The sequence below is a fragment of the Streptomyces sp. NPDC056128 genome (assembly GCF_042263835.1).
Lineage (GTDB): Bacteria > Actinomycetota > Actinomycetes > Streptomycetales > Streptomycetaceae > Streptomyces.
On record NZ_JBHJVQ010000030.1, the window covers coordinates 65319 to 86453 of the forward strand.

Annotated in this window: 22 protein-coding genes and 1 pseudogene; 9 read left to right on the forward strand and 14 right to left on the reverse strand. The window is 73.3% G+C overall.

The features are described from left to right. Nucleotides 1–5 precede the first annotated feature (5 nt). Both ACFC1X_RS33845 and ACFC1X_RS33850 read right to left on the reverse strand, forming a co-directional pair. Nucleotides 6–368 carry a hypothetical protein gene (locus tag ACFC1X_RS33845; protein ID WP_376361474.1) on the reverse strand — a complete coding sequence of 121 codons (363 nt, stop codon included), beginning with the start codon at nt 366–368 and terminating at the stop codon, nt 6–8. 74 nt (nt 369–442) lie between these two features. Next, on the reverse strand, nt 443–1345 hold the full coding sequence (locus ACFC1X_RS33850; protein WP_376361376.1) for a GNAT family N-acetyltransferase: 903 nt from the start codon (nt 1343–1345) through the stop codon (nt 443–445). A gap of 307 nt (nt 1346–1652) precedes the next feature. Here ACFC1X_RS33850 and ACFC1X_RS33855 point away from each other — a divergent pair, with 307 nt between their 5' ends. Both ACFC1X_RS33855 and ACFC1X_RS33860 read left to right on the forward strand, forming a co-directional pair. Next, the gene (locus tag ACFC1X_RS33855; RefSeq protein ID WP_376361379.1) at nt 1653–2867 is read left to right on the forward strand and encodes a glycoside hydrolase family 64 protein; all 1215 of its coding nucleotides are present in this window, start codon (nt 1653–1655) and stop codon (nt 2865–2867) included. A 70-nt stretch (nt 2868–2937) separates the two neighbouring features. Continuing rightward, complete coding sequence (locus ACFC1X_RS33860; protein WP_376361382.1) at nt 2938–4047, forward strand: PP2C family protein-serine/threonine phosphatase; 1110 nt, start codon at nt 2938–2940, stop codon at nt 4045–4047. Here the strand turns inward: ACFC1X_RS33860 and ACFC1X_RS33865 are convergent. Both ACFC1X_RS33865 and ACFC1X_RS33870 read right to left on the reverse strand, forming a co-directional pair. Then, the gene (locus ACFC1X_RS33865) at nt 4019–4984 is read right to left on the reverse strand and encodes an MMPL family transporter (protein WP_376361476.1); all 966 of its coding nucleotides are present in this window, start codon (nt 4982–4984) and stop codon (nt 4019–4021) included. The genes ACFC1X_RS33860 and ACFC1X_RS33865 overlap by 29 nt on opposite strands. Before the next feature lie 141 nt (nt 4985–5125). Continuing rightward, nucleotides 5126–6415 (reverse strand): annotated as a pseudogene (locus ACFC1X_RS33870) (MMPL family transporter); the annotation flags it as partial. A gap of 79 nt (nt 6416–6494) precedes the next feature. Between ACFC1X_RS33870 and ACFC1X_RS33875 the strand changes: the two are divergent. Then, nucleotides 6495–6716 carry a hypothetical protein gene (locus ACFC1X_RS33875; protein ID WP_376361385.1) on the forward strand — a complete coding sequence of 74 codons (222 nt, stop codon included), beginning with the start codon at nt 6495–6497 and terminating at the stop codon, nt 6714–6716. A 34-nt stretch (nt 6717–6750) separates the two neighbouring features. On the opposite strand, the gene ACFC1X_RS33880 is transcribed toward ACFC1X_RS33875, so the two are convergent. From ACFC1X_RS33880 to ACFC1X_RS33895, 4 genes are all read right to left on the reverse strand, one after another. After that, complete coding sequence (locus ACFC1X_RS33880; protein ID WP_376361388.1) at nt 6751–7260, reverse strand: DUF5709 domain-containing protein; 510 nt, start codon at nt 7258–7260, stop codon at nt 6751–6753. Nucleotides 7261–7332: 72 nt separating this feature from the next. Beyond that, the gene (locus ACFC1X_RS33885; protein WP_376361391.1) at nt 7333–8808 is read right to left on the reverse strand and encodes a hypothetical protein; all 1476 of its coding nucleotides are present in this window, start codon (nt 8806–8808) and stop codon (nt 7333–7335) included. A gap of 186 nt (nt 8809–8994) precedes the next feature. Beyond that, nucleotides 8995–11349 carry a glycoside hydrolase family 65 protein gene (locus tag ACFC1X_RS33890; protein ID WP_376361394.1) on the reverse strand — a complete coding sequence of 785 codons (2355 nt, stop codon included), beginning with the start codon at nt 11347–11349 and terminating at the stop codon, nt 8995–8997. Beyond that, entirely contained in the window at nt 11346–12086 is a 741-nt protein-coding gene (locus ACFC1X_RS33895) for a beta-phosphoglucomutase family hydrolase (RefSeq protein WP_361367092.1), read from the reverse strand. The genes ACFC1X_RS33890 and ACFC1X_RS33895 overlap by 4 nt, the downstream gene beginning before the upstream one ends. A 54-nt stretch (nt 12087–12140) precedes the next feature. Here ACFC1X_RS33895 and ACFC1X_RS33900 point away from each other — a divergent pair, with 54 nt between their 5' ends. After that, nucleotides 12141–12791, forward strand: coding sequence for a nucleoside/nucleotide kinase family protein (locus ACFC1X_RS33900; RefSeq protein ID WP_376361398.1), 651 nt, complete (start codon nt 12141–12143; stop codon nt 12789–12791). Between the two features lie 28 nt (nt 12792–12819). Here the strand turns inward: ACFC1X_RS33900 and ACFC1X_RS33905 are convergent, their stop codons facing one another. Then, nucleotides 12820–12981, reverse strand: a complete 162-nt coding sequence (locus ACFC1X_RS33905; RefSeq protein ID WP_376361401.1) for a hypothetical protein — start codon at nt 12979–12981, stop codon at nt 12820–12822. A gap of 176 nt (nt 12982–13157) precedes the next feature. Here ACFC1X_RS33905 and ACFC1X_RS33910 point away from each other — a divergent pair, with 176 nt between their 5' ends. Further along, nucleotides 13158–14099 carry a MurR/RpiR family transcriptional regulator gene (locus ACFC1X_RS33910; RefSeq protein WP_376361404.1) on the forward strand — a complete coding sequence of 314 codons (942 nt, stop codon included), beginning with the start codon at nt 13158–13160 and terminating at the stop codon, nt 14097–14099. A 340-nt stretch (nt 14100–14439) separates the two neighbouring features. After that, nucleotides 14440–14823, forward strand: coding sequence for a hypothetical protein (locus ACFC1X_RS33915; protein WP_376361407.1), 384 nt, complete (start codon nt 14440–14442; stop codon nt 14821–14823). A gap of 13 nt (nt 14824–14836) precedes the next feature. Here the strand turns inward: ACFC1X_RS33915 and ACFC1X_RS33920 are convergent, their stop codons facing one another. Both ACFC1X_RS33920 and ACFC1X_RS33925 read right to left on the reverse strand, forming a co-directional pair. Then, a complete protein-coding gene (locus ACFC1X_RS33920) occupies nt 14837–15325 on the reverse strand; it encodes a flavin reductase family protein (RefSeq protein WP_376361410.1) in 489 nt (162 codons plus the stop codon). 10 nt (nt 15326–15335) lie between these two features. Then, entirely contained in the window at nt 15336–16196 is an 861-nt protein-coding gene (locus ACFC1X_RS33925; RefSeq protein ID WP_376361413.1) for a hypothetical protein, read from the reverse strand. Nucleotides 16197–16324: 128 nt separating this feature from the next. On the opposite strand from ACFC1X_RS33925, the gene ACFC1X_RS33930 reads away from it, so the two are divergent. Together ACFC1X_RS33930 and ACFC1X_RS33935 are read left to right on the forward strand one after the other, a co-directional pair. After that, entirely contained in the window at nt 16325–17071 is a 747-nt protein-coding gene (locus ACFC1X_RS33930; protein WP_376361416.1) for a TetR family transcriptional regulator, read from the forward strand. Between the two features lie 138 nt (nt 17072–17209). Then, nucleotides 17210–17623, forward strand: coding sequence for a Zn-ribbon domain-containing OB-fold protein (locus ACFC1X_RS33935; RefSeq protein WP_376361418.1), 414 nt, complete (start codon nt 17210–17212; stop codon nt 17621–17623). A gap of 7 nt (nt 17624–17630) precedes the next feature. On the opposite strand, the gene ACFC1X_RS33940 is transcribed toward ACFC1X_RS33935, so the two are convergent. Both ACFC1X_RS33940 and ACFC1X_RS33945 read right to left on the reverse strand, forming a co-directional pair. After that, on the reverse strand, nt 17631–18026 hold the full coding sequence (locus ACFC1X_RS33940) for a PPOX class F420-dependent oxidoreductase (protein WP_376361421.1): 396 nt from the start codon (nt 18024–18026) through the stop codon (nt 17631–17633). Nucleotides 18027–18084: 58 nt separating this feature from the next. Then, nucleotides 18085–19263, reverse strand: a complete 1179-nt coding sequence (locus tag ACFC1X_RS33945) for a MalY/PatB family protein (RefSeq protein WP_376361424.1) — start codon at nt 19261–19263, stop codon at nt 18085–18087. 153 nt (nt 19264–19416) lie between these two features. On the opposite strand from ACFC1X_RS33945, the gene ACFC1X_RS33950 reads away from it, so the two are divergent. Continuing rightward, entirely contained in the window at nt 19417–20778 is a 1362-nt protein-coding gene (locus ACFC1X_RS33950; RefSeq protein ID WP_376361427.1) for a S1 family peptidase, read from the forward strand. Nucleotides 20779–20850: 72 nt separating this feature from the next. Here ACFC1X_RS33950 and ACFC1X_RS33955 read toward each other — a convergent pair whose 3' ends face one another. Continuing rightward, nucleotides 20851–21036, reverse strand: a complete 186-nt coding sequence (locus tag ACFC1X_RS33955) for a hypothetical protein (RefSeq protein WP_161329510.1) — start codon at nt 21034–21036, stop codon at nt 20851–20853. Nucleotides 21037–21135: the final 99 nt, after the last annotated feature.

Sequence of the window (21135 nt, forward strand, 5' to 3'; positions counted from 1 at the left end):
CCGGCTCAGCCGTCGCCGTCCGTCCGTTCGAACGGTTCGTCGCTCCACCGGAACCACGCCCGGTCGCCCTCGATGTGCAGCAGGAACTCGGCGACCGGGCCGTCCGGCGAGAGCAGCCGCACGCGCCGTTCGATCTCGGCGTAGACCTCTTCCCACTCCGCCCAGTGGCCCGCGTCGTCCCGTTCCGCGAGGGCGAGTTCGCGGGCGAACAGGTCCTGGACCGCGGCGTGGGCCGGTCCGGGCCGGAACCGTCCCGACAGCCAGGGGAAGTCGGCGTCGTCGATCAGGATCTCCCCGACCAGCGCGCCCTCTTCCGCCTCACCGGCGTCGCGGGAGCGCACCTGCCAGATCTCGCCCTCGAACCCCACATCGCCTCCGCCGCGCACGCCCGTGATCACCGTCGCGGACAGCATGCCATCCGAGACCGGCCCGGTCCCGGTGCCTACGCCCGACCGGCCGTCGGCGGACGGAAGTTGATCCGCTCGCGCACCACGGGGTAGCCGGCCTTGGCGAAGTTGGCGGCCATCGGATGGTTCCCCCGGTCCGTCGCGGCGGACACGAATTCCGCCCCCTGCTCGACCAGGACGCGGGTGCACTCGACGAGCAGGTCGTAGGCGTACCCCCGCCCGCGGTGCTCCGGCAGGACGCCGATGAAGGCGACGCACGGGCCGGACGGATTGTGCGCGGGGATGTGGATGCCCGCGAGCTCGCCCTCCGCCGTGTACGCCAGTTGCCACCACGCGCGTGGCGAGGGGCACCAGTGGAAGAAGTCCAGCTCGGCCTGGGCGGCCCGGTCGAGGCCGTGCTCCTCGATCTCCATCAGCGCGTGGGCGTCGAGCGTGACGGAGTGGATGCGGCGCAGCGCGTCGAGGAACACCGCGTCGTCCGGTTCGGGCCGGAAGTCCAGCCGTCCGGGCCGGGCGGGGAGCCCGCACTCGGGCGTCCACCGGCACAGGAAGCGCTCGACCAGGGGCGCGTAGCCGACCGCTTCCGCGGCGGTGAAGCGGGCCTCGGCGGCGGCCCGCAGGGCGGGGTCCTCGCGCCAGGTGCCGGGCGCGTTCAGTTCGAGTTCGACCTGCCAGGGGGCGGTGCGCAGGAGTTCGGCTCCCGCGTCCTCCTCGCCCTCGGCCACGTCGAACCAGTTGACGGTGACGGGCTCGGTGTCGTCGGGGCCGCCCCACCAGGCGGCGCGGGCGACCACGGTGCCGTCGCGCAGGGCGACCCGCTTCCAGTCGGGGCGGTGCCGGGTGAGCCGGTGGGCCTCTCGGGCGCCCAGCGGGTCGGGCATGGCGTCGAAGAGAGCGGCGTCGCTCGCGTCGAGCGCGCGGATGACCGGCTCGGTCACGGAACCTCCGGGGTGCGTCGTGCGGCGGGCGCTCGCATCGCCCGTACGGTACGGGGCACCGGGTGCGTGCGGCCACCGGTTTCCGAGGCCGGATTAAGCCGACCTTAACCACCGGTTAAGCATTCGTCCCCGGCGCCCCGGGGCGCCAAGTCCCATCAGGCACAACGCACTTGAGGGCACGCACAGCCGGTTGGCCGGCCCGTCGCCCGTGCGTACCATCGGCGCACCGCGTGAGAGCGCTCTCAGGAGCCCTGCCGGATCCCCACTCCCACGCCGTCATGTCCCGATCACTCTGGAGACCCCCCACATGACTCCTCGTCACCAGCGTCCGCTCGCCCGTCGCAAGCTGCTCGTCGCCCTCGGTGGAGCGGTCGTGGCCGCGCCCGTCGCGGCGGCCGTCGCCCCGCACGCCCTCGCCGGCGTCGGCTCGGACGACTCCGCGGACTCCCCCGGCACCAAGGCCGCCGGTGCCCTGCCGCTGACGATCGTCAACAGCACCGGCACCTTCGGCAACGCGGACGTCCACGTCTACATCGTCGGCAACCTGGACGGCCGGCAGGTGCGTGTCACCCCCGACGGGACCGTCGCCCCGGTGGCGCTGTCGGACAACGGGGCCGACGGATACACCGACTACGCCATCGGCCTCGCCGGCAGCGGTGAGACGAAGCTGAACCTGCCGCACCTCTCCGGGCGGATCTACGTGTCCCTCGGCGAAAAGCTCAAGTTCAAGGTGGTCGCGGACGGCGCCGGAAACCCCGCCCTGCAGTACCCGGCGGGCTGGGTCGAGTCCGACCCCAACCACGGCGTGCTGCACGACTGCGCCGAGTTCACGTACAACTCCTCCGGGATGTTCTGCAACACCACCATGGTCGACATGTTCAGCGTGCCGCTCGCCATCCGGCTGACCGGCGCCAAGGACCAGACCACCGGGACCGTGCGCCCGGGCGGACGGGCGGCGGTGTTCGACGCGCTGCGCCGGGTCGAGGAGTTCGCGCCGCTGGTCGTGGACGACACCCGGGTGATCGCCCCGGGGCACGGGCTGGACGGCGGTCTGTTCGCGAAGGACTACCTCGCCCCGTACATCGACGAGGTGTGGAGCACCTACACCGGCAAGGACCTGCGGATCACCACCAACGCGGGGACCTTCACCGGCCGGGTGCGCGGCGGGCGGCTGACCTTCGACGGTCCCGCCCAGGTGTCCTTCGCCAAGCCGTCCACCCGGGACGTGCTGTTCTGCGACGGCGCCCTCGCCGCACCCAACGACGGCACGACCGGCCCCGTCGCCGCGGTCCTCGGCGCCGGTTTCAACCGCTCCACGCTGGTGTCCTCCGCCGAGCAGCCCACGACCGACCCGGCGACGTTCTACGGGACCGGCCTGACCAACCACTACTCCAAGGCGGTGCACGCGGCCACCGAGGACGGCAGGGCGTACGGCTTCGCCTTCGACGACGTGGCCGACTTCGCCTCCTACATCCAGGACACGGCACCGACCGGCTTCCGGCTCACGCTGACCGCGTTCTAGCCACGCGCCGCGCGCCGCGGCCCGCGCGGTTCGGCGTGCGGGCGGCGGGGTGGCGTAGGAGCGTGGTGGTGTGCGAAAGGTGTCCGGCCCGCCGCTGCGCCCGGGCGAGGACCGGCGGAGCTGGCTGAGCGGGGCCCCGCCGCCCCGCTGGGTGCGGGTGCTGCCGCCGGCCCTCATCCTGCTGATCTGCCTGGCGACGCTGCTCAGCGACGACCGCCTGGACATCGGTTTCCTGCTGGGCGCCATCCCGCCGCTGGCCGTGCTGTCGTACAGCCCGCTGGCGACGGCCGCGCTGTGCGGTGCCGTGATCGCGCTGCTGACCGTGCCGGTCTTCCAGCTCGACCGGCCGGGCGACGCCGACCTGCTGACCGTCGTCTTCGTCGCGGTGCTGAGCGTGTTCGTGTCCTTCGTCCGCAGCCGGCGCGATGCCCAGCTGGGGCTGGAGCGCACGGTCGCCGAGGCCGCGCAGCGTGCGGTGGTGCCCCCGCTGCCCGAGCGGGTGGGGGCGGTGCGCTGCGCCGGGCTGTACCGGGCGGCGCAGCGCGGGACGCTGGTCGGGGGCGACTTCTTCGACGTGCGGGACGGCCCGTTCGGCGTGCGGGTGGTGACGGGGGACGTGCAGGGGCACGGGCTGTCGGCGGTGTCGACGGTCGCCTCGCTGCTGGGCGCGTTCCGGGAGGCGGTGCTGGACCGGCCGGACCTCGCGTCGGTGGCGGGGCGGCTGGACCGCAGGCTGCTGGTGGACTCGGCGGACGCGCGGCACGCGGAGCTGTTCGCGACGGCCGCGCTGCTGGAGTTCTCCGCCGACGGCCTGGAGGTGCGCGTCGTGGTCTGCGGCAACCCGCCGCCGCTGCTGCTGCGGGACGGGCGGGCCACGGAGCTGGAGGTCGCCCCGTGGACGCCGCTCGGGCTCGGGCTGGCGGACGCGGGAGCCATCGAGGTGTGCACGGTGCCGCTGCGCCCCGGTGACCGCCTCTTCCTGGCCTCCGACGGCGTGGTCGAGGCCCGCGGCGACGGCGGCGCCTTCTACCCGCTGGCCGAACGGCTGGCCGCGCTCGCGGGCGCCGATCCGTCCGCGCTCCCGGGGCTGGTCTGGGCCGACCTGCTGCGGTTCTGTCCGGACGTGCAGGACGACGTCACGATGCTCGTCCTCACCCCTTCGCCGCCCGCCCGGGACTGACGCCCACCTCGTGCTCGCCCTCCGCGTCGATGTGCGGCAGGATCCGGTCGAGCCACCGGGGCGTCCACCAGGCGTGCCGTCCGAGCAGCGTCATCACGGCGGGCACCAGGAGCAGGCGGACGATCGTGGCGTCGATGAGCACGCTCACGGCGAGGCCGAGGCCGAGCATCTTGACCACGATGTTGTCGCTGATGATGAACGCGGCGAAGACGCTCACCATGATCAGGGCCGCGCAGGTGATGACCCGCGCGGTGATCTCCAGGGCGTGGGCCACCGAGTCCTTCGCGTTCCCGGTGCGCAGCCAGGCCTCGTGGACCCGGGAGAGCAGGAAGATCTCGTAGTCCATGCTGAGTCCGAAGATGATCGCGAACATCATCATCGGGACGTAGCTCTCGATGGGCACCGTGCCGGAGACCCCGAGCGCGGGTCCGCCCCACCCCCACTGGAAGACGGCCACCACTACGCCGTAGGAGGCGGCGATCGACAGCACGTTGAGGACGGCGGCCTTGAGGGCGACCAGCGGGCCGCGGAAGACCGCCAGGATGATCAGGAAGGCCAGCGCGACCACGACGCCGATGATCAGCGGCAGGCGTTCGGCGACGATGTCGCGGAAGTCCACCTGCGAGGCGGTGGCGCCGGTGACGTAGCCCTCGGCGTCCGTGCCGGCGACGGCGTCGGGCAGGGTGCTGTCGACCAGGCGGTTGGCCAGGTCGGTGGTGGCGGCGCTCTGCGGGGCCTCCTTCGGGTACACCGTGGCGAGCAGGACGTCGCCGTCCTGGGTCGGGGTCACCGGTGTCACCGCGGCCGTGCCGGAGACGCCGTCGAGGCTCTTGGTGACCTGCGAGGAGAGGTCCGAGCGCTGCGACTGGGGTACGCCGCTCTGGTCGACGACGACGGTCAGCGGGCCGTTGGAGCCGGGCCCGAAGGCGTCGGACATCAGGTCGTAGGCCCGCCGGTCGGTGAAGGACGTGGGGTCGGCGCCGTCGTCGATGTGGCCGAGCTGGAGGGAGAACACGGGGACGGCCAGCACGACGAGGGCCGCCACGCCCGCGGCCAGGAAGCGCCACGGCCGCCGCTCCACCCGCCGTGCGTAGCGGTGCCATGTGCCGTGGGGTTCGGTGCCGGGCTCGGCGTCGGTCTCGGCGACCGGGCGGCGTACCCGCAGCCGGTCGATGTGCCGGCCGACGAGCCCGAGCAGGGCGGGCACCAGGGTCAGGGCGCCGAGGACGGCCGAGACGACGGTCACCGCGGCGGCGATGCCGAGCTTGCCGATGAAGGACACCCCGGACGCGTACAGGCCGAGCAGCGCGACGATCACCGTGCAGCCGGAGACGAGGACCGCCCGGCCGCTGGTGCCGGTGGCGTGACCGGCGGCCCGCACCGGGTCGGCGCCGTTCATGAGGTTCTGCCGGTGCCGGGTGATCAGGAACAGGGCGTAGTCGATGCCGACGCCCAGGCCGATCATGGTCGCCAGGGTCGGGGACACGGTGGCGAAGGTGAACGCCGCCGCGAGCAGGCCGAGGCAGGCCAGCCCGCCGACCACTCCGATCAGCGCGGTGACCAGGGGCGCGACCGCGGCGAGCACGCTGCCGAAGCCGATCAGCAGGACGACGATGGCGACGCCGAAGCCGATGAGTTCACTCACCCGGTCGTCGGCCGCCGGACGGGCCAGCTCACCGAGCGATCCGCCGTACTCGACCTCGGCGCCCGCCGAGCGCAGCGGGGCGACGGCGTCGTCCACGCCGTCGAGGTAGCCGTCGCCCAGCTGGGCGGGCTGGATGTCGAAGCGGACGGTGATGTACCCGGTGCGGCCGTCCGTGGAGACGGGGCCCACGTTCTGCTGGGAGGAACCGGACTGCGGGGTGGCGGTGAGCGGGTTCTGGGCGGACAGGACGTGCGGGAGCCTGCCCAGATCGCTCACGGTGGTGGACATCTGGGAGCCGAACGAGGTCAGCGCCTTGTCGTCGTCGTGCACGACGATCTGGCTGCTGTAGCCGCCGGCCGCCGGATCGTGCCGCTCCAGGACGTCCAGGCCCTGCTGGGACTGGGCGGAGGGCAGGTTGAAGTCGTCGGCGTAGTCGCCGCCGAAGGAGCGGTTCGTCAGGGTCAGCGCGACCAGTGCGGCCAGCCAGGCGACGACGACGATCACGCCGTGCCGGGCGCACCACTCGCCCCATCGCCGCAGTCCTCCCCCGCCGCCTGTCCCCCGTCCTCCGGCGCCGGTGCGCCTTCGTGCCATGGCCGTGGTCCTTCTGCCGGGCGACAGGTTCGATCGGTCCGATGTCGCGTGCCCTCCATTACACGCCGGGGTGCCCCGGGCGGCACGTCGGATCGTCCGGCACTCCGGATGCGCGGGCGGAATCCGCATTGAATGGTGTTATCGGGATATTCGGGACCGACAACAGCACGGCACCGAAGCAGCGATCCGGATCCGAGGAGCACTGATCATGTCGACGTCACAGCCCGACGCCTCCCGACCGTCCGAAGCCCGTACCGGCGACGACCGCGCCACGCCGGACGACCTGCTCCACGCGCGCACCGGCACGGAGGTGTCCCCGGAGGACGTCGTCCTGGCGGCCGGCCGGGACGTCACGCCGAAGAACCTGGAATGGGCCAGGCGGAAGCTGGCCGACGAGGGCCCCGCGGCCCTCGACAAGCTGCTGCCCTGATCACAGGGGCCCGGGCCGGCCGGGCCCCGGCGGGTCAGCCCGTCCGGCCGGGGCCCGTCCCGTCGTCCTCGGGGTCCGCGGGCTCCGTCTCGTCCGGTACGACGTGCATGGCGGCCTCCTCGGCGCCGGCGGCTCCGCCGTCGATGCCCACGTCCTCGGCGACCGTCTCCTTGGTGGTGTCGGCGCGTACGCCCTCGTCGGGGGCGACCAGGCGTCCGGACCGTTCCGTGCCCGCCTCCGGGTCGACCGGTTCTCCGTCGCCGCCGGGCTGATCGCCCACGCCGTCGCCGTCCGGTACCGCGACGTCGGGCACTTCCTCGGCGAGCCGCTCGTCGAGGCTCTCGCCGTCGTGCTGCTCGGCGGCCGTGGTGCCGTGCCGGTTCACGCCGAGGGGTTTCTCCGGCGGGGAGTAGCCCTCGTCGAGCGTGTCGTCGTAGGTCCGCTCGTCGACGGCGTCCTGGAGGTCGAGGGGCGCGGCGTCGGCCTGCTCCTCGTTGGTTCCGGTGGGCTGGTAGGCGTCGTCGGCCATGGGGTCGGTGCCCATCGCTGCCTCCCTCTCGCGCTGCGTCGGCCAGGTCGTCTCGTTGCCCGGTTCGCGTTTCCCGATACGCGATCTCTAACCCGGGGGTGCGACGCGGACGCTCAGGTCGGTGATGCGGTGCGGGGTCCAGTCGCGGGCGTAGCCGGGCGCGGTGCCGCCCGGGCCGGTGATCGCGGCGACCGGAATCCTGGAGGCGGTGTCCACGATCTCGGCGGCGGTGGTGTTCCCGTTGTTGCCGCTGGTCTCGCCGGAGGAGCAGCCGGTGTAGTAGCCGATGGGGATCGACTCGTGGCCGGTGATCAGGCAGGGCGGGCGCACGCCGAGCCGGTGCAGCTCGTCGGCGACGCGGGTCCAGTCCTGGCGGCTGTCGACGTTGCGGTTCACGGTGCCCATGAGGACGGCCGTCTGGACCGCGAGATGCCCGGCCAGGGCGAGCGCCACCAGCGGCGCGAGCATCGGCCGCCACCGGCCGCGCCCGTTCCTGACCAGGTGCCACAGCGCGTCGGCGACGGGGATGGCCAGCAGGGCGTAGGCGGGCTGGAGGAAGCGGGGCGCCGCGTACCCGATCATGAACAGGTACGGCAGCGCGGACGTCACGGCGCAGGCGAAGGGGACCAGGGCCGCTTCGGTCCGCCGGGCCCGGACCGCGACGGCGACGCCGAGGGCGGCGACCAGCGGGAGCGCCAGCCACCAGAGGGTGACCAGCGGGTGAGGCATCGCTCCGGTGCACGGGCGGCACAGTCCGCGTCCGCCCAGGCTGCGCATCTGGTCGTCGACGGCGAAGTTCCAGCCGAGGCCGCCCTGGATCTCGGAGGCCCTCGACAGCCGCTCGCCGAGGCCGCCGTACCAGGCGTACGCCTCGATCACCCACTCCAGTCCCCCGGCCGCCAGGCCCCCCGCCAGCGCGAGCAGCAGCATCCAGTGGCGGCGTAGGAGGACGAGCAGCAGCAGGGGTACGGCCACCCAGACGGCGTCGGTCGGCCGCATCAGCGCCATCAGGAGGCCGCCGGCCGCCACGCCCCAGAGCGCACGCCGCCCGGACTCGCCCCGCAGGACCCGGAGGAAGGAGCCCACGCAGATCAGGGCGCCGATGGCGACCCAGTAGTTGGGCATGGCCTGCGGACCGTAGAAGAGGGTCACCCACAGGGTGGCGAAGAAGGCTCCGGCCGTGGCCAGGACGTGGGACGGGAACAGGCCGCGCCAGGCGCGCATTGCGAGATACAGGCCCAGGCCGGAGAGCACGGCCAGGTAGACGCGCAGCAGTTCGGTGGAGGCCGACCAGGAGGCGACGGGCGCCACCAGCAGGGGGACGCCCCGGGAACGCGGCGCGCTGAAGAAGGCGGCGGGGTGATGGGTGGTGACCTGGCTGACGTACACCGTCTCGTCCCAGCCAAGACCCATCGAGGGGTGGACCAGGACCAGTTGGGCGACGGTGAAGACGGCGGCCACTGCCGCGAGCAGGAGGTCCACGGGCAGGCGTCGGGGAGTGCCGGACATCGCCGTCTCGCCCCGCCGTCTGCCCACGAGAATGGCGTTCGCGCCGTCGGCCATCGTGCACCCCTCACCCCCGCACCTCGCGGGGCCGCTCGGTCCTCACCTCCTGCCGCCCGTGGCGGGAGCCCCGGAAACCCGGAAATCAAGGTCAAACTAACCCGCGGCCCAGCGAAGTGCAGGGTGGAACTCGGCCAGTCGGGCAGTGTCGTGCGTCACGGTGTCCGGGGGCCCGCCGCCATCCGGTCAGAGTTCGTTGGGGCGCCGGTGCGGGGGCTGTTCGGGGGTCGGGCGCCGCTTCGGCGCCGGGACGGGGAGGGTGACGGGGCCGTCCCCGTTCACGTGCGCCTCCGTCCCGTGGTGACGGATCGTCAGGGGATCGCCGGTCAGCAGCTTGTACGTCGCCCGGTCGGAGTCGATCTCCACGCTCAGGCACCGGCCGCGGAACTGGAGCCGGAAGGCGAGGCGGCTGAACTTCTCGGGCAGGCGCGGTGTGAACCGGAGGCTGTCACCGTCCCGGCGGGTGCCGCCGAACCCGGCGACCAGGGCCATCCACGTACCGGCCAGCGAGGCGATGTGGAGTCCGTCGCGGGTGTTGTGCTCCAGGTCCGCCAGGTCCATCAGGGCGGCCTCGGCGGCGTAGTCGTAGGCCAGGCGCAGGTGCCCGGTCTGGGCGGCGACGACGGCCTGGCAGCACGCGGACAGCGAGGAGTCCCGCACGGTCAGCGGCTCGTAGTAGGCGAAGTTCGCGGCGATCTGGTCCTCGTCGCAGTGGTCGTCGAACCAGCTGCCGCAGGTGTACATCGCCAGCACCAGGTCGGACTGCTTGATCACCTGCTTGCGGTACAGGTCGAAGTAGGGGAAGTGCAGCATCAGCGGGTACTGGTCGGCGGCGGTGGCGGCGAAGTCCCAGCGCTGGTGACGGGTGAAGCCCGCGTGCTGCTCGTGGACGCCGATCTCGTCGTTGTAGGAGATGTGCACGGACTCGGCGGCGTCCCGCCAGGCGGCGCTCTCCTCGTCGTCGACGCCGAGGTGGGTCGCCTCGTCCGGGTGGCGTTCGCAGGCGTCGGCCGCGGCGAGGAGGTTCGAGCGGGCCATGAGGTTGGTGTAGGTGTTGTCGTCGGCGATGGCGCTGTACTCGTCCGGGCCGGTGACGCCGTCGATGTGGAAGACGCCGTGGTGGTCGTGGTGGCCCAGGGAGCGCCACAGGCGTGCCGTCTCCACCAGGAGTTCCAGGGCGGTGTCGCGTTCGAAGTCGGTGTCGCCGGTCGCCGCCGTGTAGCGCACCGCGGCGTGCGCGATGTCGGCGGCCACGTGGAAGGCGGCGGTGCCGGCCGGCCAGTACGCGGAGCCCTCCGACCCGTCGATCGTCCGCCACGGGAACGCGGCGCCGCGCAGTCCGAGCTGGGTGGCGCGGTCCCGGGCGGCGGGCAGGGTGTCCTGGCGCCAGCGCAGCGCCTCGGCGACGGCCTTGGGGGCGGTGTAGGTGAGCACGGGCAGCACGAACATCTCGGTGTCCCAGAACGCGTGTCCGTCATATCCGGAACCAGTGAGTCCCTTGGCCGGAATCGCTCGTTGCTCGGCGCGGGCCCCGGCCTGGAGGACGTGGAACAGGGCGAAGCGCACGGCCTGCTGGATCTCCTCGTCGCCGTGCACCTCGACGTCCGCGCTGGCCCAGAAGTCGTCGAGGTAGGCGCGCTGTTCGGCGACCAGGCCGTTCCAGCCGCCGTGCGCGGCGGCGGCCAGCGCCGCCTCGACCTGGTCGCTCATCGCGGGCCGGGAGCGGGCGCCCGACCAGCCGTGGGCGACGGTCTTCTGCACCCGCAGCCGCTGTCCCGGTTCCAGGACGGAGGTGATGGTCAGCCGGGCCACGTCGTCGTTGCTCTCCACACTGGTGTCGGTCTCCCCGGGGGCGTCCACCACGTGGTCGGCGGCGACGGCGACCCTGAGCCCGCTGCGCCGGGTGCGGTGGACCAGGCGCAGCCGGGACCCCTGGGCCAGGTGCTCCTCCGGCTCCAGCGGGGACTGGAGCGCCTTGGCCGCCCTGGGGTCGCCGTCGGGGTCGGGCAGGCTCTCGTTGGTGACGAGTTCGGACTGGATGACCACCCGGGTCCGGCTGTCGAGCGGCTCGACCTCGTACTCCACGGCGGCGATGGCGCGCTGGGTGAGGGAGACCAGCCGGGTGGAGCGCACCCGGATGGTCGTACCGGCCGGGGAGGTCCATTCGCAGGTCCGCTCCAGGACGCCGCGCCTGAGGTCCAGGGTGCGTTCGTGCTTGCGGAGCCGCCCGTAGCGCAGGTCGAAGGGCTCGTCGTCGACGAGCAGCCGCAGCAGTTTGCCGTTGGTGACGTTGATGACGGTCTGGCCGGCCTCGGGGTAGCCGTAGCCCGCTTCGGCGTACGGCAGCGGGTGCAGTTCGTACACACCGTTGAGGTAGCTGCCGGGCAGGCCGTTGGGTTCGCCCTCGTCGAGGTTGCCGCGCCAGCCGACGTGTCCGTTGGACAGGGCGAAGACGGACTCGCTCTGGGCCAGGAGGTCGAGGTTGAGGGAGGTCTCGCGCACGCTCCACGGTTCGACGGTGTACGTCCGGTTGGTGATCACGCGCGGCCTCCCAGCTCGGCGAGGTCCTTGACGACGCGGTCGGCGCCGTGGGCGTAGAGGGCGTCGGTCTGGCCGACGCGGTCGACGCCGACGACGAAGCCGAAGTGTCCGGAGCGGCCCGCGTCCATGCCGGCCAGCGCGTCCTCGAAGACGGCGGCGCGGGACGGGTCGACGCCGAGGTCGCGGGCGGCGGCGAGGAAGGTGTCGGGGTGGGGCTTGCCCGGCAGTTTCCGTTCCCGGGCCACCACGCCGTCGATCCGCACGTCGAACAGGCCCTCCGCGTCGATGGAGTGGAGCACGTCCCGGGTGTTGGCGCTGGAGGAGACGATCGCGGTGGCGAGGCCGGCGGCGCGGACCGCGTCGATGTAGCGCAGGGTGCCCTCGTACGGCTCCACGCCGTCGGTGCGGATCTTCGCCAGGAGCAGTTCGTTCTTGCGGTTGCCGACGCCGTTGACGGTGGGCGCGTCCGGTGGGTCGTCGGGTCCGCCCTCGGGCAGCTCGACGCCTCGGGAGGCGAGGAAGGAGCGGACGCCGTCGGCGCGGGGGCGGCCGTCGACGTACTCGTCGTAGTCGGAGTCGGTGAAGGGGCGGAAGTCCGCTCCGTCGCGCTCGCGCAGGAAGGCGTCGAACGTCTCCTTCCAGGCGGCGGCGTGCACCACCGCCGTCCTGGTGACGACCCCGTCGAGGTCGAAGAGACAGGCCTGGATGGCGTCGGGAAGTCCCAGCTGCGTACTCATACACCCCACAGTTCCCCGCCGGGGCACGTCCCATCGGGTGACACACTGTGCGGTGTGCCGCTGACCTTCGACGACCTCCTCGCCCGTGCCCGCGCCCTCCCGTCCGGCGGACGGCGCGCGGTCCTGGGCATCGCGGGCTCCCCCGGCGCCGGGAAGTCGACGCTCGCCGAGCGTCTGGTGCGGGAGCTGAACGGCGCGGGCGGCGAACCCTGGGTGGCGCACGTCCCCATGGACGGCTTCCACCTCGCGGACGCCGAACTGGACCGACTGGGCCGCCGGGACCGCAAGGGCGCGCCGGACACCTTCGACGCGGCCGGGTACGCGGCGCTCCTTGGCCGGCTGCGCGAGGAGGACGGCGACGGCGGCATCGTGTACGCGCCCGGCTTCGAGCGGGTACTGGAGCAGCCCGTCGCCGGGGCCGTGCCCGTGCCGCCGTCGGCGCGGCTGGTCGTGACGGAGGGCAACTACCTGCTCCTGGAGACCGGCGCGTGGCAGCGGGTGCGGTCCCGGCTCGACGAGGTGTGGTTCTGCGGGCTCACCGAGGCGGAGCGGGTCCGCCGGCTCGTCGCCCGGCACGAGCGGTTCGGCAAGTCCCCCGAACAGGCGCGCGCCTGGGCCCTCGGCACCGACCAGGCCAACGCGGACCTGGTCGCCGCGAGCGGGCACCGGGCCGACCTGGTGGTACCGGCGGAGGCGATGGGCTAGTCGGCGCCGGTCACCCGGACGTGGCCGGTCACTCGTCGGCGTAGTCGTCGGGGCGGACGTGCGCCTCCTCCAGGGCCTCGCGCAGGGTCCGGCCGGTGCCGCCCGGCGGGCGCGGCGGCTCGTCCTCGCGCCGGTCCGGGGCGGCGTCGGTGGTGTCGGTCTTCGGCCGGTTCTCTTCCGGGACGGTCATGACGGAGGCTCCTCGTCCGTGTCCGCGTGCTGTTCGTGTCCGCGGGCCGCACGGGCCGGCGGGACCTTCCGTGGCGGCGGGTTCCCGGACGGCGCGCCGCTATCCCTCGCCGGGCGGGCTCGTCGGACCGCCGTGCCGACCACGGGGGGTGAGCTATGTTGACCTTCGTGGGAGACATGGGAGACAAAGGAGGCGCACCCGTGCCATCGCCGCAGCAGGCACGCGCACAGGCATCGGCGATCACCTCGGGACGGGCGGCCCCGGAGGCGGCGGCCTCCCCCACCTCCCGGCTCCGGACGCTGTTCGACCGGCCCCGCCTCTCCCCGGGACAGCGGCGCATCGCCCAGTACCTGATCGAGCACCTGCACGAGGCGGCGTTCCTGTCGATCACCGACCTCGCCGACCGGGTCGGGGTGAGCCAGCCCTCGGTCACGCGGTTCGCGTCGGCGGTCGGCTTCAGCGGCTACCCGGCGCTGCGGGAGCGGCTCCAGTCGATCGCGCTGGGCAGCCGGGGCACGGTCGCGGCCGAGGAGAACCGGGGCAACGAACTCCAGGCGGCCGTGGACGCCGAGATCGAGAACCTGGAGAACCTGCGGCGCGACTTCGCCGACGCGGACCGGGTGATCGACGTCGGCCGCAAGCTGGCCGCCTCGGCGCCGCTGACCGTCCTCGGGCTGCGCATCTCCGTCTCGCTCGCCGAGTACTTCGCCTACGCGGCCCGCCGGGTCCATCCCGACGTACGCCTGGTGACCCGGGGCGGCACCGTCGCCTACGACGCCCTGCTCCAGTCCCGGGAGGCGGGCGGCACCTGGGTGCTGGCCTTCTCCATGCCCCGGCACGCCCACGAGACCCTGGGCGCCGTACGCGTGGCACGCGGTGCCGGGCTCAAGGTGGCGCTGATCACCGACCTGGCGCTCGGCCCGGTGGTGGACGAGGCCGACGTCACCTTCGCCACCGGCACCGGTTCGCGGCTGGTCTTCGACTCCTACGCGGCGCCGGGCGTGATGTGCGCGGCGCTGCTCCAGGCCATGACCGACGCCGATCCGGAACGGACGCAGGCGCGGCTGGAGGAGTACGAGCAGGTCGCCGACCAGCACCACTTCTTCCTGCGGGACTGAGCCGCGGGGACCGAGCCGTCGCCTCGACGAGGGGGCGGCGTGGAGATTGGTCGGCGCATACGGGGGCCATCCCCGGCAAAGCAGGCATGAATGTTTTCATACGTCTTGCAAAGCGGATGGCATATATAAATACTGCTCACGGATCGCGACCCGGCCGTCCCGGACCGCGTCCACACCTGCCGCGAACATCTCCGGACGCCGATTCCTACCCGCTCCGGCGCACCGGGATGTTCCGGTCGGGCATCGCTTGAGCGAGCGCCCGCGGCGGTCCCGGTCGTCCCCTGGACCGGGACCGCCCCCACCCGTCGCCCACCCCGTCGACGCCGCACACCCGGAAGCGATGATCATGCCCCTGACGACCACGCGCATCAGCCCGGACTGGCCCTGCCAGGTCAAGGCCCCCGGCAGCTACGACTGGGAACGCTCGGCGGCCAAGTGGCTGCGCGAACTGGTGCCGGCCCGGTACGCCGGGTATCCGGCACTGATCCGGCACCCCGTGCTGCTCGCCCGCCACGCGCAGATCCAGGTGCAGCACGAGATCCGGGTGGCGCGCACCGCTCTGCAGACCGCGCGGGCGGACCTGCCGCGGCTCGGGCTGCACGAGGGGGTCATCGAGCACACCATCAAGCTGTACGCGGCGGAGGTGCTCCAGCTGCAGCACATCGCGCGCAGCGTGCGGGCCGTCACCGAGGCCCTGGCCGAACGGGGCGCCGCCGGGCGCTGACCTCCGCGCCCGGTCAGTTCACCGGGTGGCCGGGGCGGATGGCGCGGGCGCCGTCGAGGCGCAGCAGCGGTCCGGCGGACGTCTCGCGCCCGCCCCACTCGACCGGTTCGAGGACGAAGCCCACGTGGTCGCCCCCGGGTGCCCGCGCCACCACCCGCCCGACGAACCACGCCTCGGCGTCCTCCAGGACGACGGCCCCGCCGTACCCCTCGCGCCGGCGGACCCCCTGGAACTTGTCGACGTCGTCGCCGGTGCGCCCGCCGAACAGCTCGGCGGTCGCGCGCTGGTCGCGGGCGAGGAGATGCACGGCCAGGACGTCGGCGGAGGACGCCACCCGGTAGGTCCGGTTGACCTCGGAGAGCCACACGACGTACCGGACGGGGTCGATGGAGCACTGCGAGGAGAACCCGACCAGGCACCCGGCCCGCTCCCCGCCCGCCGCGGCCGTCACCACGCACATGTCGGGGTCGAGCCGGTGCAGGAAGACGTCCATGGCGGCCATGACCGCCATGCTAGGTCCTGTCGGCCTCGGTGGGCCGGGTCGCCAGGAGGCGTCGCAGGGCGGTGCGCAGGGCGCCGACGAACGCGTCGCGGCCCGGTTCGTCCAGGGCGTCGAGCGACAGGTACGGGTTGAGGTCCTCCAGTTCGACCAGCAGCAGCTCACCGCCGGGCGCCCGGCAGGCGTCCACACGCTGGACGCCGTGGTCGACGCCGTTCCACTCGATGAACCGCCGCGCGAAGTCGAGGTCGGCCACGGTGGCGTCGTACGGCTCCAGTTGCCAGCGGCGTTCGGGACGCGGCGCGTAGAGGGCGTATTGGAAGTCGTGGTCGACGAAGTAGAAGGACACCTCGTACGCGAAGTCCACGCGCGGTTGGACGAGCAGGTCCCCGGCGCCGGTGCCCAGCGCCTCGCGCACCCGGCTCGCGGGCACGATCCGCAGGCCCGCCGAGTCCGCGCCGAGCCTGGGCTTGACGACGTACTCGCCGGCGGCGGGCAGCAGGTGCAGGTCCTCGGCCCGGTCGGCGGTGGGGATGACCGGGAATCCGGCGGCGGTCAGGTCGAGCAGGTACTGCTTGCCGGCCATGTCGGCCCGGCCGGTGAGCTGGTTGTAGACGAGGGTGCCGCGCTCGGCGGCCCGCTCGCGGAAGGCGTCGTACGCGTCCTTGTGGCCCAGCACCGGGCCGCTGTTGCGCACGACGACGGCGTCGAAGGCGTCCATCAGCGCGGCGGCGTCCCGCGGATGGCACAGGGCCAGGTCGAACTCCTCCCGCAGCCGGGAGGTCAGGAAGATGTCCTCGTCGCAGTAGCGCCGTCCGCGTGCCTCGTAGGCCAGGTCGGTGACGTACAGGAGGCGGGGGCGGGCGGACGGCATGCGGACTCCTCGTTGCTGATCGGAAGTGATCGTATTCGACCGGGACTGCCAGGCGGCGAGCGCACTCAGTTCCCTCTCCCGGCTGCACTCAGTGCCATGCGCGTCGGTGAACTGCTACGTTCGCCCTCATGAGCACCAGCAGTGCGGCGCCCCGCCGCGGGGACGGGACGGACACGGCGGGTGCCCGGCCGCCGATGCGGGAGGCGCTGGTCGCGGCGGCCTTCCGGCTGTTCCTGGAGCGCGGCTACGAACAGACCACCGTCGACGACATCGTCGCCCTGGCCGGCGTCGGACGGCGGTCCTTCTTCCGCTACTTCCCGTCCAAGGAGGACGTGGTCTTCCCCGACCACGAGCGGTGCCTGGCCGACATGACGGCCTTCCTGGCGGCCTCGCCCGAGGACGCCGACCCGGTGCGGCGGGTCTGCGACGCCGCCCGCCTGGTGCTGCGCATGTACGCCGAGAACCCGGACTTCTCGGTGCAGCGCTACCACCTCACCAAGCAGGTCGCCGGGCTGCGCGCCTACGAGCTGTCGGTGGTGTGGCGCTACGAGCGGGCCCTCGCCGAGTATCTGCGCGGGCGCCTGGGCGGACGGCCGGACGGCCGCCTGCGCGCCGACGTGATCGCGGCCGCGGTGGTCGCGGCGCACAACAACGCCCTGCGGAGCTGGCTCCGTTCGGACGGGCGGGACGACGCGGGCGCCGCGGTGGACCACGCGCTGGGCTACGCCCAGTCCACGTTCGGCGACGTCCCGGTGGCGCCCCGGGGCGGGTCGCCCGAGGACCTGGTGGTCGTGGCCGCGCGGCGCGGGACGCCCCTGTGGCAGGTGGTCCGGGAGATCGAGACGGCCTTCACGGACGACCGAACGCTCAATTGAGGGTACGGAGTGCCTTTACGTGTGACACTGAGTGCCATACGCTCTGTCGCGTGCACGGTGGCACGGACCAGCCGCGCACACGCGTGCCCGGTGACCGCGCACGCGGGATTCCGGCCCGAGTGCAGGGAGTTGACCAGCGTGTACCACCACTCAGGAAACGTCGCTCAGCGGACAGCCGGCTCCCCGACGGGCGTGCTCGACCCGCAGGCGCCCGACACCGAGGCCGTCTTCTTCCAGCGCTGCACCTGGTGCGGCACCGCGATGTACCACCGGGTGCTGTGCCCGGTCTGTCGCGGCAGTGAGCTGCGCACCGAACGCAGCGAGGGCACGGGCACGGTGCGCCACGCCACGGTGGTGCACCGCAACAGCCCCGCCGCGCGCAACGTGTCCCTGATAGAGATGGCCGAGGGCTTCGTGCTGCGCGGCCGGGTCATGGGCCCGCTCATCGGCATCCACAGCGGCGACCGGGTGCGGCTGTCCACGGCCCAGGACCCGGTGCGGGGCGAGCCGGTCTTCCAACTGGTCGACGAGCCGTACCGGGCCTGGACCTGAGGGCCGGTCAGGGCGCGGGCGGGGTGGGCGTGATGCGGATGCCCAGGGTGCCGTCCAGCCCCCGGCGCAGCCGGCTGCCGAAGAGGGTGAGCCTGCCGAGGACGCCGTACTTGCGGGCGAGCATCTTCCGATAGCGGGCGGTGGTGGCCGCGTCGCAGATCTCCGCCGTCCCCGGCACCTGGTCGCCGGTCGGCCGGCCGCGCACGTCGCAGGGGCCGATCAGCACGTCGGCGCGGTTGCGGACGCGCTTGACCTTCCAGGAGTCGGCGGCGGTCCAGACGCCGAGCGCGTCGCCGTCCCGTACGACCCACACTGGCGTGGCGACCTGGGTGCCGTTCTTCCGGTAGGTGGTGACCAGCAGGTACTTGCCGGCGCCGAGCCGGTCCAGTGACGCGTCGTCCATGGTCCCGAAGTCTAGGCCCAGGTCCCCCGGTTCACACCGTCCACCGTCGCCCCGTCCTTCACTCCAGGGCCGCCCGCATCCGCCGCACCGCCTCCGTGATCACCTCCGGCGAGGTCGCCAGGTTGAGCCGCAGGTGCCCCGCCCCGCCGGTGCCGAAGGGGATGCCGGAGCTGAGGGCCACCCGCCCCCGGTCGAGGAAGACCCGCGCCGGGTCGTCGCCGAGACCGAGCGCGCGGCAGTCGAGCCACGCCAGGTAGGTCGCCTCCCCGGCACGGTGGACGACCCCGGGCAGCTGGTCGGCGAGCAGGCCGGTGAGCAGCCGCCGGTTCTCGTCGAGCCCCGCGAGCACGGCGTCCAGCCAGTCGGTGCCGTCGCGCAGGGCGGCGGTGTGGGCGAGCACACCCACGTGGCTCGGGCCGTGGCCGACCTCCTCCGGCATCCGGGCCAGGTCGTCGGCGGCGCCGGGTCCGGCGAGGGCGAGCGCCGCCTTGAGCCCGGCCAGGTTCCAGCCCTTGGACGCGGACATCAGCGCGAGTCCGCGCCCGGCGCCGGGCACACTCAGGTAGGGCACGAACCGCGCGTCCCCCGTGACGACCGGCGCGTGGATCTCGTCGGCGACGACCCGGACGCCGTGGCGCTCCGCGAGGGCGGCGACGGCGGCCAACTCGTCGGCGGTGTGCATGGTGCCGGTCGGGTTGTGCGGGCTGCACAGCAGGTAGGCGGCCCGTCCACCGCCGGCCACGGCCCGCCGGAACGCCTCCTCCAGCGCCCCGAGGTCGATCCGCAGGTCCGGGCCGAGCGGCGCCTCGACGATCCGCCGGTCCATGTGGCCGACGAACTGGTAGAACGGCGGGTACACGGGCGGATTGAGGATCACGGGGTCGCCGGGCCCCGTGACGAGCCTGAGCATCTCGACGACGCCCAGCATCACGTCGGGCACGATCGCCGTGCGCTCCACCGCCAGGCCGTCCCAGCCCCACCTCTTGCCGGCGAAGTCCGCGAGGGCCTCGGCGTAGGCGGTGCCGGCGGGGTATCCGGTGTCGCCGAGTTCCATGGCCTCGTTGACCGCGCGCACGACGGCGGGGGCGAGCGGCACATCCATCTCGGCCACCCACAGCGGCAGTACGTCCGCGGGGTGGGTGCGCCGCTTCATGCTCGTACGGCGGCGCAGCTGGTCCAGGGTGAGGGCGTGCAGGGGGTTGGGGTCGCCGGGCCGGTCGTGCGGGATGCGGGTCATGGGGCACAAGATAGGCCGCCCCGCCGGAGCGGGGAAACAAGGCCGCCGGCCCGGTGAACACCCGTGTGTCCGTCCCCGTATGGGAGGAGGGCGCTCGACGTCCGGAGGCCCCCGCGGTGGTGACACCGCGTGTCGGGGTTCGGGAGCGCACGCATGAGGCACGCACGACGACGCATGGTCCGGCGAGTGGCACGGCTGGCGGCCGTCGGCGGACTGCTGGTCGGGGGGACCATGGTCACCCGGGCCGTGGCGAGCGAACCGCCCGACGCGTCGGCGGCGCCGCACACCCTGGCGCAGACGGCGTCCGGTGCCGGTGCCGGTCTGGTGTCGGAGCTGGGCACCGAGCGCACGGCGGGCCACTGGGTGGGTGCCGACGGGCGGCCGGTCGTCGCGGTCACCGACGAGGGCACGGCGGAGACCGTGCGGCGGGCCGGTGCCGAGGCGAAGGTCGTGCGGCACAGCATGTCGGAGCTGAGGTCGGCGACCTCGACGCTGCGTTCGGCGCCCCGGGTGCCGGGCACGGCGTGGGCGCTCGACTACCGGTCGAACGAGGTGGTGGTGCGCGGTGACCGCACCGTCTCCACGTCGGACTGGTCGCGGCTGACGGGGGTGGCGGAGGGCATCGGCGGTTTCGTCCGCATGGAGCGCACCGAGGGCGCGTTCACCACGCGTCTGAACGGCGCGGAGCCGATCCTGTCCACCGCGGGGCGCTGTTCGGCGGGGTTCAACGTGACCGACGGGCGCAGCGAGTTCATCCTGACCGCCGGTCACTGCGGGCCGACGGGGTCGGTCTGGTTCCGTGACGGCGGGGGTGACCGGCAGGTCGGCGAGACGGTCGCGGGCAGCTTCCCCGGGGACGACTTCTCCCTGGTGGAGTACGCGAACGGCAAGGCGGGCGACGGCGCCGACGTGGTGGCGGTGGGCGACGGCAAGGGGGTGCGGATCACGGGCACCGGTGAACCGGCCGTCGGGCAGCGGGTGTTCCGCAGCGGCAGCACCAGCGGGCTGCGCGCCGGGCAGGTCACGGCGCTGGACGCGACGGTCAACTACCCGGAGGGCACGGTCACCGGGCTGATCGAGACCGACGTGTGCGCCGAACCCGGGGACAGCGGTGGGCCGATGTTCTCCGAGGGCGTCGCGCTGGGAGTGACCTCGGGCGGCAACGGCGACTGCGCGAAGGGCGGAACCACGTTCTTCCAGCCGCTGCCGGAGGCCATGGAGTCACTCGGCGTCCGCCTGATCGTCGCCGGGCAGGAGGGGTCCGGGCCGGGCGCCGCGCCCTCGGCGCCGGCCGCCGGTGGCGGCGCTCCCGGCGCCGCGGCACCGGGGGCGGCGGCACCCGTGACGGGCGTCGACGGTTCGACGCTGCTCGCCCGGCTGACGGACCGACGCAACGTGGGCCCGGGTCTGCTGGTCGTGGCGGGCAGTCTCATGGCCCTGGTGGCCACGCGGTGGATCCGTGCCGAGGCGGACCGCAAGGCGTACCGGCGGCACTACTCGGCGACGTGGGGCTGAGCCGGGGGCAACGAGAAGGGCGTCCGCGTGGGGCGGATGCCGCGGGCCGGGGCTCCGATGCGCCGAGGAGCCTCAGGCGGCCTTCGCGGCCTCCGGGGCCGCGCTGGCCCACTCCATGACGAGCCGCTGGTACTCCGCGCGCTGCTCGACGCTCAGTGTCCCGCCCGACCGGAGCCAGAGGGCCCGGATCTCCTCGTTGACCTCGGCAGCCGATCGCTCGGAGGAGGGTTCAACAGTGGTGGACATGCTGTGAAGCATACGGCGCCGGACGTGAAGGCGATGTGAGTAATCGCGAGCCAAACGGACATATCGGACCGTGTTGCTGGTCACGTCGTTTTACTCATCTGTCAAGGCCCA

Excerpts from the sequence above, each read along its gene's own strand:
- ACFC1X_RS33855 (WP_376361379.1), top strand. The coding sequence starts at position 1,653 with ATGACTCCTCGTCACCAGCGTCCGCTCGCCCGTCGCAAGCTGCTCGTC.
- ACFC1X_RS33865 (WP_376361476.1), bottom strand. The coding sequence starts at position 4,984 with ATGTCCGACGCCTTCGGGCCCGGCTCCAACGGCCCGCTGACCGTCGTC.
- ACFC1X_RS33875 (WP_376361385.1), top strand. The coding sequence starts at position 6,495 with ATGTCGACGTCACAGCCCGACGCCTCCCGACCGTCCGAAGCCCGTACC.
- ACFC1X_RS33880 (WP_376361388.1), bottom strand. The coding sequence starts at position 7,260 with ATGGGCACCGACCCCATGGCCGACGACGCCTACCAGCCCACCGGAACC.
- ACFC1X_RS33885 (WP_376361391.1), bottom strand. The coding sequence starts at position 8,808 with ATGGCCGACGGCGCGAACGCCATTCTCGTGGGCAGACGGCGGGGCGAG.
- ACFC1X_RS33895 (WP_361367092.1), bottom strand. The coding sequence starts at position 12,086 with ATGAGTACGCAGCTGGGACTTCCCGACGCCATCCAGGCCTGTCTCTTC.
- ACFC1X_RS33905 (WP_376361401.1), bottom strand. The coding sequence starts at position 12,981 with ATGACCGTCCCGGAAGAGAACCGGCCGAAGACCGACACCACCGACGCC.
- ACFC1X_RS33910 (WP_376361404.1), top strand. The coding sequence starts at position 13,158 with ATGGGAGACAAAGGAGGCGCACCCGTGCCATCGCCGCAGCAGGCACGC.
- ACFC1X_RS33915 (WP_376361407.1), top strand. The coding sequence starts at position 14,440 with ATGATCATGCCCCTGACGACCACGCGCATCAGCCCGGACTGGCCCTGC.
- ACFC1X_RS33920 (WP_376361410.1), bottom strand. The coding sequence starts at position 15,325 with ATGGCCGCCATGGACGTCTTCCTGCACCGGCTCGACCCCGACATGTGC.
- ACFC1X_RS33925 (WP_376361413.1), bottom strand. The coding sequence starts at position 16,196 with ATGCCGTCCGCCCGCCCCCGCCTCCTGTACGTCACCGACCTGGCCTAC.
- ACFC1X_RS33930 (WP_376361416.1), top strand. The coding sequence starts at position 16,325 with ATGAGCACCAGCAGTGCGGCGCCCCGCCGCGGGGACGGGACGGACACG.
- ACFC1X_RS33940 (WP_376361421.1), bottom strand. The coding sequence starts at position 18,026 with ATGGACGACGCGTCACTGGACCGGCTCGGCGCCGGCAAGTACCTGCTG.
- ACFC1X_RS33945 (WP_376361424.1), bottom strand. The coding sequence starts at position 19,263 with ATGACCCGCATCCCGCACGACCGGCCCGGCGACCCCAACCCCCTGCAC.
- ACFC1X_RS33950 (WP_376361427.1), top strand. The coding sequence starts at position 19,417 with ATGAGGCACGCACGACGACGCATGGTCCGGCGAGTGGCACGGCTGGCG.
- ACFC1X_RS33955 (WP_161329510.1), bottom strand. The coding sequence starts at position 21,036 with ATGCTTCACAGCATGTCCACCACTGTTGAACCCTCCTCCGAGCGATCG.